The following is a 15,480-nucleotide window of genomic DNA, read 5'->3' on the forward strand; positions in this document are numbered from 1 at the left end:
GCGCATGGCAACCGGCAAGCAGAACAAAGTGCACACCCCCCCGTATCGACTGGCGGGGGTGATCACCTTCGCCATCCTGGCGCTGATCGGGGGCCTGGTCTACGGCCAGTTCCGCGGGTCGTTCATGAAGACGACACCGCTGACCATGGTCGCGCCCCGCGCCGGCCTGGTGATGGACCCGGGCGGTCCGGTCACCTACAACGGCGTGCAGATCGGGCGGGTCACCAAGATCGAGCCGACCGAGTACGAGAACAAGCCGGCGGCCAAGTTCACCCTCGACGTGAACCCGAAGTACATCAAGCTGATTCCGTCCAACGTCAAAGCCGACATCATGGCCACCACCCTGTTCGGCAACAAGTACGTGTCGCTGACCGCGCCGGAGCACCCGGCCAAGGAGCGGATCAGCAAGACGAGCGTGATCGCGACCTCGGTGACCACCGAGCTCAACACGCTGTTCGAGACGGTCAACAACCTCTCCGAGCACATCGATCCGATCAAGCTGAACCTGACGCTGCACGCCGCCGCGGAGGCGTTGACCGGCTTGGGCGACAAGCTCGGCGAATCGCTGGTCAACGGAAGCGTCATCCTCGACGACGTCAACGCCCGGATGCCCTCCTTCCGCCGCGACCTGAAGGGCTTCGCCACCTTGGGCGAGGTCTACGCCGACGGGGCACCGGACCTGGTCGGCTTCCTGGACACCTCGGTGGTCACCGTCAAGACCATCACCAACCAGCAGAAGGAACTCGACGCCGCACTGCTGGGTGCGGCCGGGGTGGGCAACCTCGGCGCCGACGTCACCAACCGGTTCGGTCCGTCGCTGCGTTCGCAGTTCTCCGACCTGGTCCCGGTTTCGGCGCTTCTGGACGAGTACAGCCCGGAACTGTTCTGCGCCATCCGCAACCTGGCCGAGGGCGCCCCCAAGGTCTACGAGTTCCTCGGCGGCGACGGCTACGCGCTCGACACCGTCAGCGAGTTGGTCGGACCGGCCAACCCGTACGTCTACCCCGAGAACCTGCCGCGTTACAACGCTCGCGGCGGCCCAGGCGGTGCGCCGGGTTGCTGGCAGGAGATCACCCACGACTTCTGGCCGGCGCCTTACCTGGTGGCCGACACCGGAGTCAGCCAAGCGCCGTACAACCACTTTGATATCGGATCGCCCCTGGCCATTGATTATGTCTGGGGTCGCCAAGTCGGGGATAACACGATTAACCCATGAACATCACCAGAACCGCTATCAAACTCGGCGCCGTCGGCTCGGTGCTGCTGCTCTTCACCGTCGGCTTGGTCGTGGTGTTCGGGCAGATCCGGTTCGACCGGACCGCGCACTACTCCGCCGAGTTCACCAATGCCAGCGGACTGCGCCAAGGGCAGTTCGTCCGCGCCTCCGGGGTGGAGATCGGCAAGGTCAAAAAAGTCCGCCTGGTCGACAGCGGTCGTCGAGCGGTGGTCGACTTCGAGGTCGACCGGTCGCTGCCGCTGTACCAGTCCAGCACCGCACAGATCCGGTACGACGACCTCATCGGCAACCGCTACCTGGAGCTCAAGCGGGGTGAGGGCGAGGGCGCTGACCAGCGGTTGCCCCTCGGCGGTTTCATTCCCAGCTCCCGCACCGAGCCGGCACTGGACCTGGACGCGTTGATCGGTGGGTTCAAGCCGGTGTTCCGGGCGCTGGACCCGGACAAGATCAACACCATCGCCTCGACCATCGTCACGGTCTTCCAGGGCCAGGGCGGCACCATCAACGACATCCTGGACCAGACGGCACAGCTGACCGCGCACATCGCCGACCGCGACGCGGCCATCGGCGAGGTGGTCAAGAACCTCAACGTGGTCCTGGACTCCGCGGTCCGGCACCGCCAGACGTTCGACGAGACCGTCGACAACTTCGACAAGCTGGTCAAGGGACTGAGCAGCCACTCCGAGGGCTTGGCGTTCGGTACCGCCGAATTCGGTAACGCCGCGGGCAACCTGGCCGATCTGCTGGCCGACAACCGCACCCAGCTGCACAGCCTGTTCCCGGAGGCGGGGCCGGAGCCGCCGGACCGGATGCAAGACGTCGAAGAACTGTTCGAGAAGATTCCGCGGGCGCTGAAGCTGATCGGCCGCACCGGCGTGTACGGCGACTTCTTCAACTTCTACATCTGTGACGCCACCATCAAGCTTCCCGGATTGCAGCCCGGCGGACCGGTGCGAAACGTCCGCTTGTGGCAGCAGCCGACCGGGAGGTGCACGCCCCAGTGAGAACCCTGGAACCGCCCAACCGGGCACGGATCGGCATCATCGGCGTCGTCTCGACGGTGCTGGTGACTTTGGTGGGGCAGAGCTTCACCGCCACACCGATGCTGTTCGCCGAGCCCAGCTACTACGGTGAGCTCGCCGACACCGGCGGTCTGACCGCCGGCGACAAGGTGCGCATCTCCGGTGTCGACGTCGGCAAGGTGCAGGACCTGTCGATCGACGGTGACCACGTGAAGGTGAAGTTCTCGGTCGGGGCCAACCCGATCGGCAACGACAGCCGGATCGGCGTCAAGACCGACACCATCCTCGGCAAGAAGATCCTGGCCATCGAACCCAAGGGCGACCGGCGGTTGGCGCCGAGCAGCGTGCTGCCGTTGGGGCAGAGCACCACGCCCTACCAGCTCTACGACGCGGTGTTCGACGCCACCAAGGCCGCGTCCGGGTGGGACATCGACACCGTCAAAAAGTCCCTGAAGGTGCTCTCGGAGACCGTCGACCACACCTCCCCGCACCTGAGCGCCGCGCTGGACGGGGTCGCGAAGTTCTCCGACACCGTCGGCAAGCGCGACGAGGAGATCACCCACCTGCTGGCCCAGGCCAACCAGGTGGCCGCGGTGGTCGGTGACCGCAGCGACCAGATCGACGCGCTGCTGCGCAACACCCAGACCCTGCTGGCCGCGGTCAACCAGCGCAGCGAGGCGATCTCGGCGTTGCTGGTCAACATCGCCTACTTCGGCGAGCAGGTGCAGGGCCTGGTCCGGGACAACCCGACGCTGAACCTGCAGCACGTCTTCGACGAGGCCGCCAGCATCACCGACATGCTGGTGCGCCGCAAGGAAGACCTCAGCGAGATGTTCACCATCCTCGGCCGGTACCTGACGATCGTGAACGACGCGGTGGCGTCGGGTCCCTACTTCAAGGTTTCGACCCTGAACCTGGTCCCGTTCTGGATCCTGCAGCCGTGGGTCGACGCCGCCTTCAAGAAGCGCGGTATCAGCCCGGAGGAGTTCTGGCGCAACGCCGGCCTGCCGGAGTTCCGCTACCCCGACCCCAACGGCACGCGGTTCGCCAACGGTGCTCCGCCTCCCGCCCCGCAGGTGCTCGAGGGCACCCCGAGCACCCCGGCCCGGCCGTCGCGCCCGGATCGCCGTGCTCGTACGCGCCCGCCGCGGGCCTGTTCCCGACCCCGGGCAACCCGCTGCCGTGTGCCAACCTCGACCCGAACGAGGGACCGTTCGGTCGCAGCGGCCCGTACCCCGGACCGATCGATGTCCTGGTCTCGCCGCCGAACCCGGACGGCCTGCCCGCATCGCCGGGCATCTCCATCGCCGGCCGCCCGGGCGAGACGCCGCCGGTGGTGCCCGGTACCCCGGTGCCGATGCCCGACGCCAACCCCGGCGCGCGGTCCGAGCCGATGGGCCCGGTCGCAGGCCCGGCCGAGGCCAACCCCGGCGCGGCCCCGCCGCCCGCACCGCGGGCACCCGGCCCGCCGGCTCCGCCCGGACCCGGAAACCAGTTACCGGCGCCGTTCATCACCCCCGGTGAAGGCGGAAACAGTCAGCCCGGCGGTGGCGGTGGCGCAAGAGGGAGTGAGCGGCCGTGAGTACCGTCTTTGATGTCCGCAACATGCGACTGCCGGAGCGGTCCCGCAACACCGTGATCGCCGCATCGCTGGCGCTGGTCCTGGCGCTGGCGGCCGCCTTCGGCGGGGTGCAGCTGTACCGGAAACTGAACAGCACCTCCGTGGTCGCCTTCTTCCCGCAGACCGACGCGCTGTACCCCGGCGACGCGGTGCAGATCATGGGTGTCCGGGTCGGCGCGATCGACAAGATCGAGCCGGCCGGCGACAAGATGAAGGTCACCCTGCACTACGACAAGAAGTACAAGGTGCCCGCCGACGCCAAGGCGATCATCTTGAACCCCACCCTGGTCGCGTCGCGGACCATCCAGCTCGAGCCGCCCTACCGGGGTGGCCCGGTGCTGGCGAACAAGGCGGTGATCCCCGAGGAACGCACCGAGGTGCCGGTCGAATGGGACACGCTGCGCAACGACGTCACCAACATCATCAACAAGCTCGGCCCCACCGCCGAGTCGCCCAAGGGCCCCATCGGTGACGCCATCGAGACGTTCGCCGACGGGCTGGCCGGCAAGGGCCGCGAGATCAACACCGCCTTCGACAACCTGTCGGATGCGTTGACGGCGCTGAACAAGGGCCGCGGTGACTTCTTCGCGGTGGTTCGCAGCCTGTCGACGTTCGTCAAGGCGCTGGACCACAACGACCAGCAGTTCGTCGCGCTCAACCGTGACCTGGCCAAGTTCACCAACAACCTGAACAGCACCGACCAGGCATTGGCGAAGGCCAGCGACCAGTTCTACGCCACCATGACCATCGTCAAGGCGTTCCTGAACCAGAACGCGGAACCGCTGACGCACACCATCAACAACATGGCCGAGGTGTCCAGCGCGATCACCCAGGAAGATGCGCTGGACGGGTTCGAGACCGCCCTGCACATCCTGCCCAACGTGCTGGCCGCCGTCGGCGAGATCTACCACCCGGCACAGGGCATGGTGCTGGGCTCGCCGGTGCTGGTGAACTTCGCCAACCCGATGGAGTTCATCTGCAGCGCGATCCAGGCCGGCAGCCGACTGGGCTACCAGGACTCCGCGGAACTGTGTGCGGAATACCTGGCGCCGATCGCCGACGCGATCAAGTTCAACTACCTGCCGTTCGGTATCAACATCTGGACCAGCGCGTACACCACGCCCAAGCAGATCGCCTACTCCGAGCCGCGGCTGCAGCCGCCGCCCGGTTACAAGGACACCACCGTCCCGGGCATCTGGGTGCCCGACACCCCGCTGTCGCACCGCAACACCCAGCCCGGCTGGATCACCGCGGCCGGTATGCAGGGTGTGGAGCCCGGTCACGACACCGCGCGGTTGCTGACCCCGGAGTCTCTGGCCCAGTTGATGGGCGGCCCCGACCCGGAGCCGATCGTCTCGCAGTACCAGACGCCGCCCGGCCCGCCGAACTCATACGACGAGTCGCCCGGACCGCTGCCGTTCATCGGTCAGCCGCCCGGGGTGGGTCCGATCGCGCCGCCGCCGCCGGGACCGAACGTGATCCCGGGGCCGGTGGCTCCGCTCCCCCCGCGGGGTAACTGATGAGACGGAGGACAGCGATGAAGACGGTCAGCCGACGCGGCTGGCAGGCGTTGGTGCTGCTGATGGCGGCCCTGACGCTGTCGTCGTGCAGTAGCTGGCGCGGTATCGCCAACGTGCCGCTGCCCGGCGGCCCGGGCAGCGGTCCCGGCGCCTACACCGTGTACGTCCAGGTGCCCGACACGCTGGCGCTCAACGGCAACAGCCGGGTGCTGGTCGCCGACGTGTTCGTCGGGGCGGTGGAGAAGATCGAGTTGAAGAACTGGGTCGCCACGCTGAAGCTGAAGCTGAACCGCGACGTGCATCTGCCGCGCAACGCCCAGGCCAAGATCGGCCAGACCAGCTTGCTGGGTTCGCAGCACATCGAGTTGACGGCGCCCGAGGACGCGCAGGGCGAACTGCGCAACGGCGACACCATCACGCTGAGCAACTCGACGTCCTACCCGACGATCGAACGGACGTTGGCCGGGCTGGCGCTGCTGCTGCAGCGCGGCGGGCTGTCGGACCTGGACACCATCACCACCGAGTTCGCCGCGCTGTCCAACGGGCGGGCCGACCAGATCCGCGACTTCCTGACCAAGCTGGACACCTTCGTCGACAACGTCAACGACCAGCGTGAGGACATCACCCGGGCGATCGATTCGAGCAACCGGCTGCTGAGCTACTTCGGCGCGCACAACGACACCATCGAGAAGGCGTTGACCGACTTCCCGCCGCTGTTCAAGTACTTCAACACCCAGCAGGCCATCTTCATCAACGCGGTGGACGCCCTGGGCCGGATGGGCAACGAGGTCAACCAGCAGATCGCCCCGATCCGCTCCGACCTGCACCAGGTGCTGACGTCGTTCCAGTGCCCGGCACGCGAACTGCGGAAGGCCTCGCCGTACATCCCCGAGCTGCTGCAGGTGATGATCACCGCGCCGTACCACGTCGACGGTGCCTTCAAGGCCGTCCGCGGTGACTTCATCAACACCTCGCTGGTGGTCGACCTTACCTATGCGTCGATCGACAACGCGATCCTGACCGGAACCGGTTTCTCCGGCATGTTGCGGGCGTTGGAGCAGTCCTTCGGCCACGACCCGGAGAAGATGATTCCGGACGTTCGGTACACCCCGAACCCGGCCACCGCACCCGGCGGTCCGTATGTGGAAAGGGCTGACCGGAATTGCTGAAACCACAGATCAAGCGCCAGCTGGTCATCTTCAGCGTCCTGACCGCGGTCGCGCTGATGGTGTTGGGCGTCTACTACCTGCGGCTGCCGACCCTGGCGGGTATCGGCCAGTACACGCTGAAGGCGGACCTGCCCGAAGCGGGCGGCCTGTACAAGACCGCGAACGTGACCTATCGGGGCACCATCATCGGCCGGGTCACCGGAGTCGAGCCGACCGAGACCGGCGCCCAGGCGACGTTCCAGATCTCCAGCAAGTACAAGATCCCGGCCGACGCCACCGCCAACGTGCATTCGGTGTCGGCGATCGGCGAGCAGTACCTGGACCTGGTGTCCAGCGGCAACCCGGGGCAGTTCCTCAAGCCGGGCCAGACCATCACCGAGAGCACCGTGCCCGCGGCGATCGGACCCGCCCTGGACACCGCCAACCGGGGACTCGCGGCCCTGCCGGCCGGCAAGATCTCGGCGCTGCTGGACGAGACCGCGGTTGCGGTCGGGGGACTGGGGCCGTCGCTGCAACGGCTGGTCGACGCCACCCAGGCGATCGTCGGTGACTTCAAGACCCAGCTCGACGACGTCAACGACATCGTGGAGAAGTCGGCGCCCATCATCGAGAGCCAGACCGAGTCCGGGGATGCGATCCACCAGTGGGCGCGCAACCTCAACGTGCTCAGCGCCCAGGCCGCCAGCCGGGACGAGACGGTCAAGCACATCCTCACCGACCTGCCGCCGCTGGTCGACCAGGTGCACACGGTGTTCAACGACACCAAGGACACGCTGCCGGAGATGATGGCCAACATGGCGATCCTCACCGAGATGGCCAAGCGCTACAACCGCAACACCGAACAGGTGCTGGTGTTCCTGCCGCAGGCCGGCTCGATCATCCAGACGGTGAGCTCGACCTATCCGGGCCGGGCCTCGCTGGGTGTTGCGCTGGGCGCGTTCCCCGGCCCGATCTTCCCGGTGCCGGTTCCCGGCCTGAGCCTCAACACCCCGCCGCCGTGTCTGACCGGGTATCTGCCGGCGTCGGAGTGGCGGGCGTTCGCCGACACCAGTCCCGCCGAGCTGCCGGACGTGTCCTGCCGGATTCCGCAGGACACCCCGGCGAACAACGTGCGTGGCGTGCGCAACATCCCCTGTGTGGACGTCCCCGGCAAGCGGGCCGCCACCCCGAAGGAATGCCGCAGCGACAAGCCCTACGTGCCGCTGGGTACCAACCCCTGGTACGGCGACCCGAACCAGATCCGGAACTGCCCGGCGCTGGGTGCTCGCTGCGACCAGCCGGTCGAACCCGGCCACGTCATCCCGGCACCGTCGGTCAACACCGGCCTGAACCCGCTACCGGCGGACATGGTGCCGCCGTCGCCGCCGCCGGCCAACGATCCGCTGTCGCGGCCGGGGACGGGTAGCGTGCAGTGCAACGGTCAACAACCGAACCCCTGCATCTACACCCCCGGCGGGGGACCATCGGCGATCTACAATCCGCAGAGTGGCCAAGCGGTGGGGCCAGACGGCGTCGAATACTCCGTCGAGAACTCGATGAACATAGGAGACGACGCATGGAAGGGGATGCTGGCACCGTTCCGCTGAGCACGGACGAGGACCAGCAGACCGCAGATACCTCGGCCGAGGACATCGCGGCGGACGCGGCAACGGGTGAGCCGGCCGCGTCCCGCCTTGGCCGTCGTCAGCAGGCGGGTATTTGTGTGCTGTTACTGCTGCTCGCCCTCGGGCTGGTGGCGGCGGGGGTGATCGGTCTGCGCGATCATGCGGCCAGCCGGGCGCTGGCCCGCGAGAACGCGGAAGCGGTCGCGGCGGCCAAGGAGTGTGTGCTGGCCAACCAGGCGCCGGATATCACCGATCTGGCCACGGCGCAGCAGAAGATCCTGAACTGTGCGGCGGGCGAATTGCGTACCCGCATCGCGCTGGAAGCCGAGATCATCGTGCACGCCTTCCAGGCGGCCAAGGTCCACACCGAACTGACCGAGATGGGTGCCGCCGTCGAGCGCAACAACCCGGACGGTTCGGTCGACGTGCTGGTGGCGTTCCGGATCAGGGCCGACAACGTCGAGGCGAAGGGCAAAGAGGTCGGTTACCGGCTGCGGGTCCAGATGGTGCGCGACGAAGGTCAGTACCGGATGGCGAAGATCGACCAGGTGGCCAGGTGACCGATTCGGCGGTGCAGCAGCCCGGTGGCGAACCGGTGCCGTGGCGGACCCGAGCGCAGGCCTTCGCCATCGACATCGTGCCCGGCGCGATCGTCATGGTGTCGATGGGACTGGTCGCCATGGGCCTGCCGCTCGGCAGCGCCTGGTGGTGGGTGACCACGATCGTGGCGGCGGTGGCGTTCCTGGCCACCGAGGTCAACCGGATGCTGCTGCCGGCGATCACCGGGTTCAGCCTCGGCCGGGCGTTCACCGGCATCGAGGTGGTTCGCAGCAGCCCGGGGAAGCCGGTCGGCGCGGTGCGACTGATGCTGCGCGAGGCGGCGCATCTGCTCGACACGGTGCCGCTGTTACTGGGCTGGTTGTGGCCGCTGCGGGACAAGCGCCGGCGGACCTTCGCCGACCGCCTGACCGGCACCGAGGTGCGCGCGGCCGGGGACCGTCGGCCACCGGCCGATATCGCCGTCAAGACCGCCGGGGTGTTCGTAGCCGCGGCGGTGCTCGCGGTGCTCGCGGCCAGCTCCGGATATTTCCTGGTGTACCAGCGTGAGCACGCCACCCAGGTGGCCCGGACCCAGATCGCGCGGCAGGGCCCCAAGATCGTCGCCGACATGCTGTCCTACGACCCGCAGACCCTCGACGACGACTTCGCCCGCGCCCGGTCGCTGGCCACCGAGCGCTATCGCGAACAACTGGTGCCCGAGCAGGAGAAGATCCGCGGGACCACGCCGGTGCCGAACCTCTACCGGGTCACCGACGCCGCGGTGCTCGACGCCGCCCCGCACCGGGCCACCATGCTGCTGTTCCTGCAGGGCCAACGGGGCACGGTCGGCAAGGGGCGGCTGATCACCGCGACGGTGCGGGTGACATTCGTCGAAGCGGACCGGACCTGGCGTGTCGACGACCTGACCGTCGGCAGCAACCCGAACGCCGGGGAGGGGGAGAAATGAGCCCGAGACGGCGCGTCGGACCCGACGACCGGCCGCTCTTCGTTCCCCGTCCGGTCCGGTCGCGGCGGCTGGCGACGGTGATCGGCAGTGCGCTGGTGGCGGCGGTGGCGGCCATCTCGGTGTGCGCCCTGACCCTGGTCGGCCACGAGCAGCACCGGCGGGCCGCATTGCGCGATGTCGAGGCGCTGGCCGCGGTCGAATCCTTCATGACGATGTTCACCACGCCCGATCCGTTCCACGCCAACGACTACCTCGCCGAGGTGCTCGATCACGCCACCGGTGAATTCGCCCAGCAGTACCAGGAGAAGGCCAATCAGATCCTGGTGGCGGTGGCCCGCAGCGAACCGACCACCGGCGTCGTCACCGCGGCCGGGGTCGAACGGTGGAACGACGACGGCTCGGTGAACCTGTTGGTGGCCGTGGAGAACAGCGGCAAAACCGCTGACGGCAAACACCAGATCAAGGTCGCCACCCGTTGGTTGACGACGGCGCTCAAGGAAGGGGACCAGTGGAAGATCAGCAATCTGACTCAGGTGCTGTGACCGAGGAATCCGCCGTCGAGCAGACCGAGGTCCTCGAGGACGCGGACGCCGAAGCGACGGGCGCCGAGGACGCGGGCACGGAGGGCGAGGTCACCGAGGGCGACGACCGAGCCGAGACCGAGACCGAGCCGGAACAGGAACCGGAGCCCGAGCCCGCGCAACGTCGGGCCCGCGGACGCCTCGGGATGCGGTTGGCGGTAGCGGTCAGTGCGGCGGCGTTCGTGGGCGCAGCCGGATTCGCGGGCGCCGCCTCCCAGCCCTACCTTCTGGACCGGGCCGAAGTGGCGACCAAGGTCGACGTCGCCCGCACCGCGGCGCGGGCCATCCACACGTTGTGGAACTACACCCCGGAGAACATGGACACGCTGCCGGACCGGGCCGCGGTATACCTCAGCGGCGACCTGCAGGCCCAGTACAGCAAGTTCATCGACGCGATCGCCGACAGCAACAAGCAGGCCCAGGTCACCGACACCACCGAGATCGTCGGCGCCGCCGTCGAATCCCTCGACGGCCCCGAAGCCACCGTGATCGTCTACACGAACACCACCGCCACCAGCGCCCTGAACAAGGCGATCCCCCAGATCAAGTACCTCACCTATCGGCTGTACATGAAGCGGGACCAGAACCGCTGGGTGGTCACCAGGATGCCCACCATCACCTCGCTGGATCTCACCCCGCGCCTGCAGGGCTGAGCCGGGGGGGTAGCCGGGACCATGCCGATCGCCTCGCCGTTGCCGCGGCGGCGCACGGTGACGGCCCTGCTGCTGCTGACCTTCGCGACCGGGTTGGTCGACGCGATCAGTGTGCTGGTTCTCGGGCGGGTCTTCGTCGCGAACATGACCGGCAACGCGATCTTCCTCGGATTCCTGTTCGTCCCGGACACCGGATTCGACCTGACGGCGGCGATCGACGCCGTCGCGGGGTTCCTGGCCGGGGCGATCATCGGCGGCCGGTTGGCGCGCCGGTTCGGGGAGCGGGCCCCGCGGCGCTGGCTCTGCGCGGCGCTGGGTTTCGAAGCCGCCCTGCTGCTGGTGCTCGCGGGAGCCGCCGGGCTCGGTGTGCTGCGCTACGACGACGCCAGCAAGCTGATCCTGATCGCCGGCCTGGCACTGGCCTTCGGCGTGCAGAACTCCACGGCCCGGCAATTCGGCATCCAGGAGCTCTACACCACCGTGCTGACCTCGACGATCGTCGGGATCGGCGTGGACAGCCGGCTGGCCGGCGGCAGCGGCGACCGGCAGGGGCTGCGTTACGGCGTGGTCCTGGTGATGCTGTCCGGCGCGGTGGTCGGGGCGACCCTCACGCATCTGTTCATCGCACCGGTGATCGCCCTGGCGGCCGTCGTGGTGCTGGCCGCATTACTGCTGTTCCGGTTCGGCTAGCGAGCGCCTACTCGACCCCGCCGTACTCCGGCCGCAGAATCGAACTCAGTGCCGACAGCGGGATGTGGGCCTGCACATTGCCGCCGTCCATGTACCACTGCATCTGGTTGTACTGGATCGGACTGTCGTGGCTGACCGGATAGTCGGGCATGTACAGGATCAGCTCGTCGGGGGTCAGCGCCCAGGACCGGTAGCCCCCGGAATAGACCTTGTCCGGGGTGAACCGCTCCGGGACGAACGGGTAGTCACCGGGCCGGTGCTCCCAGAACGCCCGATCCAGCGCCTCGATGATGTAGGGCTCGCCCAACTGCGGAATCGTCGCCAGCGGATCGACCCCGGGCTTGGTGATGTCGGCCAACTGCAACTGCCGCCCGCCCGGACCCATGTCGAAGGTGAAGGTCCGGTAGGCGTTGTTGATATACGGGCCGTCGGAGTGGTAGTCCTCGTGGAACACCACGGTCAGCGCCTTGCCGTGCTGGAAGACCTCGTAGTTCTCGTTGCCCCAGCTGTCGGCGACCATCGACGCGCCCTTGATGCGCCAATTGCTGAACAGCTTCGACAGGTAGTCCCGGATCGGCGGGCCGGCCACCGGGTGGTCCACCAGATCGCCGGGCACCGCCATCCGGATGTAGCGGGTGGCCAGCCGTTCGGAATGGACGTCGGTGGTGCAGTACTGTCCGTCCCAGTCACCGCCCAGACCGTTGCAGAACGACGGCGCCGATGCGCCCGCCGCGGGTGCGGCCGCAACACCGCAGACCGTCAGTGCCGCCGTTACCAGCCCGGTCAACAGCCGGTTCGCCCACATAGCTTGCCTCCTAGGGCAATTCGACCTTGCTCGCCAGCCAATGGCCGTCGACCCTCTGCATCGTCATCTTCATCCGGATCCGATCCACCCGGGGATCCGGTCGCGTGGTGTTGGTGATCGACTGGTTGACCATCAACAGCACCACCACCTTGTCACGTGATTTCGACTGGACCGCGGACTCCACCACCGTGCCCTGCGCGGTGGCCTTGTTGTCGATCAGCAGTTGCCGCAACTGGACACTGGCCTTGGTGTAGGTGTCCTTGAACTCGCCGGTCGCGCCGTTGACCACCGCGTCGAAGTTGTCGTCGACCTTGTCGGAGTCGATGCTGGTGAGCACCTGCGCGTAGTCGACGGCGGCATGCTGCCCTGCGGCGGCGGCCGACGTGAGCCGGTGCTGCTGCCACAGCGGCCAGCCCAGACCCAGGACCAGACCGAACACCACCACATAGGCCGCGGCGACACCGGCCCGGGTGAGTGTGTCGCGTCGGCTGCGCGGCGCCACCGCGTCGGGTTCTTCGGTCGTCGACGGTGCGTCGGCGGTGCTCACCGGGTGGTCTCCTCGAACATCAGCGGGGCGGATCGATCAACAGCGGCGGACCGCCGTACTCGGTGGGAATCGTGTAGCGGCCCTTGGGCGTCGGATCGGTGGTCGCGGTCAGGTCCGCACCGGGCGGGGGGCCGGCGGTGTCGTCACCGGGTGGGCGCGGTGCGTTGCGGGCGCCGCGGATCAAGACCGACGGGTCGGTGTCGCGACAGTAGTTGTACAGGAACGGCTCGGGGTAGTCCGCTGCCGACGGCACCCGCCGCGGCGTGCCGTAATCACAGGTGTAGCGCGGGTAGATGTCCCCGGTCGTCCACAGGCCCTTCTCCCGGATCGTCGTCGACAGCGCCTCCAGCAACGACCCGCGGTAGTCGGGGAACAACGCGTTGAGCGCCGGTACCCGGACGTAGAGCAACTGGGCGGTGGTGACCAGATTGCCCAGCAAGCCCACCATCACATCGGAGTTGTCGTCGAAGATCCCGTCCACGGCCGACAGCATCCCCGGCCCCTGATCCAGCAGCCGCTGGTAGCCGCCGATCATCGGGTTGACGCCCTTGAACACCTTGTCCAGGTTCGCCGTCGTGGTGACCAGCCCGCTGTCGACGTCGCTGAGCATGGTCAGCACCACCCGGCTGGACTTGAGCAGGCTCACCGTCTCCGGCAGCACCGAGTCCAGGGTCGACAGCAGGAAGGTGCCGCCGTCGACGAGGTCGGTGAGCTTCTGCGGGCCCTCCCCGGTCAGACTCAACTCCTTTTTGACCAGATCGAGTTTGCGGGGATCGGTCTGGGCCAGCATGCCGTCGGCGTCGGCCAGCAGGGTCGCCATCGGGATCGGGGTGGTGGCCTGGTCCTGGGAGACCTTGCTGCCCGCGGACAGGAACGGCCCGGTGTTCGACGACGGCTCGAAGTCGATGTACTGCTCACCGGCGGCCGACAGACCCGACACCCGAACCGGGCTGGCTGCCGGGATCCGGACGCTCGAGTCGATGTTGGCGATCGCCTCGACCCCGGATCCGGTCACCCGCAGCGCCTCGATGCGGCCCACCGGAATTCCGCGAACCGACACGTCCTGGTTGGTGAGCAGTCCGCCGGAATCCGGCAGCGCGATGGTGATCTGGTAGGTCGAGCGTGCCGGATTGACCCGCAGCGCGCCGACCAACAGGTAGCCGGTCGCCAGCACCAGGGTCATCAGCAGTGCGAGACTCGACAGCAGGTTCTTGCGCCGGTAGCCGGCGCGAACCGACCGGACGATGAAGCGGCTCAGGGTCTCGATCACGGCGTCGGCCCCGGTGCGTTCCCCCGAGCGTTCTCCCGGGTCCGCTCTTGGGCGGCCACTTCTTCCTCGGACGGCGTGGGCGGGATCGGCGGCCCAACAGCCGTCCACGGTGCCTGGCCCATGTCGGAGTCCGGGCCGCGTCCCACGACACGCTCCTGCAGCCGCCACAGCGCGTACTTGATGGACCCGGCCAACTTCGCCCAGTCGTAGCGCTTCGGGCCGTGGAACGCCGGGTCCCCCTTGAAGCCGGCATCGGGCATCGAACCCCAGACCAGCCGGTCGACGCTGACGGTGGTGGAGATCGCCGCGCTGGGCGTCACCTTGATCAGCGGCGCCATCATCCGGTTCAGCGCCCACAGGCTGGTGTCGGGATCGGTCGCCACGTCGTTCCAGGACTTGGCGATGGTGTTGGCGTCGACGACGAAGCTGTGCCCCGAGTCGTCGGTGCCGGCGATGGAGGGGAACCGCGCCAGCTGTCGGCTGGTGGCGCCGAGCTGTTCGACCAGGTCGGCCAGCGCAGTGGTGTTGTCCACCAGGGTGTCGGTGGCCGGGCTGGCCGCTTCGAGCACCTCGGTCAGCGCGGCGCTGCGCGCATCGAGCCGGTCGGCCAGGTCACTGGTCTGGCGCAGCGCCGACTCGATCTCGCCGGAACGGGCGTTGAGCTTCGCCAGCAGGTCGTTGGACTGGCCGATGAGCTTCCCGAAGGCCTTGCCCTGGTCGCCCGTGGCCTTGCCCGCACCGTTGACGATGTTGGTGAAGTTCTGCACCGCACCGCCGTTGACCAGCAGTGCCGCCGAGCTCAACACCGATTCCACCGTCGACGCCGATGCGGTGGAGTCCATGCCGATGGTGTCGCCGGCCTTCAGCAGGGGCGCCGACGAGTCGACCTCCGCGGGCGGCTTGATCGCCACGAACACATCGCCGAGCGGTGTCGCGGAACGCAATTCGGCGGTGCTGCCCACCGGGATGCGGACGCCGTCCATGATGCGCAGGGTGGTGACCGCGGTGTAGTTGCGGGCCTCCATCGACTCCAGTTGCCCCACATCGGCACCCGCGAGTTTGACCTTGGCGTGCGCGGGCAGGTTGAGCGCGTTGGCGAACACGGCGGTGACGCGGTAACCGCCGCTGCCGATCCCGGGCGCGGGCAGCGGCAGGCTGTCCAGCCCGCTGCCGCACGCCGCCGAGGAGGCCACCACGGTACTGCACACCAGTGCCAGTACCGCCGTCCGAGTGCGTCGGGTGATCGTCGGCATC

The 15,480-nt window shown here is 68.0% G+C and carries 14 protein-coding genes and 1 pseudogene; 11 read left to right on the forward strand and 4 right to left on the reverse strand.

Annotated elements, in window-relative coordinates; all coding sequences use genetic code 11:
- Positions 1–4 precede the first annotated feature (4 nt).
- The 11 genes and pseudogenes from RCP38_RS00440 to RCP38_RS00490 all read left to right on the forward strand — a co-directional run bounded on the left by RCP38_RS00440 (position 5) and on the right by RCP38_RS00490 (position 11,604).
- Entirely contained in the window at positions 5–1,216 is a 1,212-nt protein-coding gene (locus RCP38_RS00440) for an MCE family protein (protein ID WP_308477444.1), read from the forward strand.
- Entirely contained in the window at positions 1,213–2,241 is a 1,029-nt protein-coding gene (locus tag RCP38_RS00445) for an MCE family protein (protein WP_308474756.1), read from the forward strand. The genes RCP38_RS00440 and RCP38_RS00445 overlap by 4 nt, the downstream gene beginning before the upstream one ends.
- A pseudogene (locus RCP38_RS00450) lies at positions 2,238–3,841 on the forward strand (MCE family protein). The gene RCP38_RS00445 and the pseudogene RCP38_RS00450 overlap by 4 nt, the downstream one beginning before the upstream one ends.
- Complete coding sequence (locus tag RCP38_RS00455) at positions 3,838–5,400, forward strand: MCE family protein (protein WP_308474757.1); 1,563 nt, start codon at positions 3,838–3,840, stop codon at positions 5,398–5,400. The pseudogene RCP38_RS00450 and the gene RCP38_RS00455 overlap by 4 nt, the downstream one beginning before the upstream one ends.
- Before the next feature lie 17 nt (positions 5,401–5,417).
- Positions 5,418–6,569, forward strand: coding sequence for an MCE family protein (locus tag RCP38_RS00460; protein ID WP_308474758.1), 1,152 nt, complete (start codon positions 5,418–5,420; stop codon positions 6,567–6,569).
- Positions 6,563–8,155: an MCE family protein gene (locus RCP38_RS00465; protein WP_308474759.1), complete on the forward strand. Its 1,593-nt coding sequence runs from the start codon at positions 6,563–6,565 to the stop codon at positions 8,153–8,155. Before RCP38_RS00460 ends, RCP38_RS00465 begins: the two co-directional genes overlap by 7 nt.
- Entirely contained in the window at positions 8,125–8,733 is a 609-nt protein-coding gene (locus RCP38_RS00470; RefSeq protein WP_308474760.1) for an Mce protein, read from the forward strand. The genes RCP38_RS00465 and RCP38_RS00470 overlap by 31 nt, the downstream gene beginning before the upstream one ends.
- A complete protein-coding gene (locus RCP38_RS00475; protein ID WP_308474761.1) occupies positions 8,730–9,680 on the forward strand; it encodes an RDD family protein in 951 nt (316 codons plus the stop codon). Before RCP38_RS00470 ends, RCP38_RS00475 begins: the two co-directional genes overlap by 4 nt.
- Positions 9,677–10,222, forward strand: a complete 546-nt coding sequence (locus tag RCP38_RS00480; RefSeq protein WP_308474762.1) for a mammalian cell entry protein — start codon at positions 9,677–9,679, stop codon at positions 10,220–10,222. Before RCP38_RS00475 ends, RCP38_RS00480 begins: the two co-directional genes overlap by 4 nt.
- On the forward strand, positions 10,189–10,914 hold the full coding sequence (locus tag RCP38_RS00485; protein WP_308474763.1) for a mammalian cell entry protein: 726 nt from the start codon (positions 10,189–10,191) through the stop codon (positions 10,912–10,914). The genes RCP38_RS00480 and RCP38_RS00485 overlap by 34 nt, the downstream gene beginning before the upstream one ends.
- Positions 10,915–10,935: 21 nt before the next feature.
- On the forward strand, positions 10,936–11,604 hold the full coding sequence (locus tag RCP38_RS00490; RefSeq protein WP_308474764.1) for a YoaK family protein: 669 nt from the start codon (positions 10,936–10,938) through the stop codon (positions 11,602–11,604).
- A gap of 7 nt (positions 11,605–11,611) precedes the next feature.
- Here RCP38_RS00490 and RCP38_RS00495 read toward each other — a convergent pair whose 3' ends face one another.
- Genes RCP38_RS00495 through RCP38_RS00510 form a run of 4 tightly spaced genes read right to left on the reverse strand, consistent with a single transcriptional unit; the run spans position 11,612 to position 15,479 of the window.
- Positions 11,612–12,409: a mannan-binding family protein gene (locus RCP38_RS00495; protein WP_308474765.1), complete on the reverse strand. Its 798-nt coding sequence runs from the start codon at positions 12,407–12,409 to the stop codon at positions 11,612–11,614.
- A 10-nt stretch (positions 12,410–12,419) separates the two neighbouring features.
- Positions 12,420–12,956: an Mce protein gene (locus RCP38_RS00500; protein ID WP_373692413.1), complete on the reverse strand. Its 537-nt coding sequence runs from the start codon at positions 12,954–12,956 to the stop codon at positions 12,420–12,422.
- A gap of 19 nt (positions 12,957–12,975) precedes the next feature.
- The gene (locus tag RCP38_RS00505; protein WP_308474766.1) at positions 12,976–14,226 is read right to left on the reverse strand and encodes an MlaD family protein; all 1,251 of its coding nucleotides are present in this window, start codon (positions 14,224–14,226) and stop codon (positions 12,976–12,978) included.
- Positions 14,223–15,479, reverse strand: coding sequence for an MlaD family protein (locus tag RCP38_RS00510; RefSeq protein WP_308474767.1), 1,257 nt, complete (start codon positions 15,477–15,479; stop codon positions 14,223–14,225). Before RCP38_RS00510 ends, RCP38_RS00505 begins: the two co-directional genes overlap by 4 nt.
- Position 15,480 lies beyond the last annotated feature (1 nt).

It is taken from the genome of Mycolicibacter sp. MU0083, from assembly GCF_963378075.1.
Classification (GTDB): domain Bacteria; phylum Actinomycetota; class Actinomycetes; order Mycobacteriales; family Mycobacteriaceae; genus Mycobacterium; species Mycobacterium kokjensenii.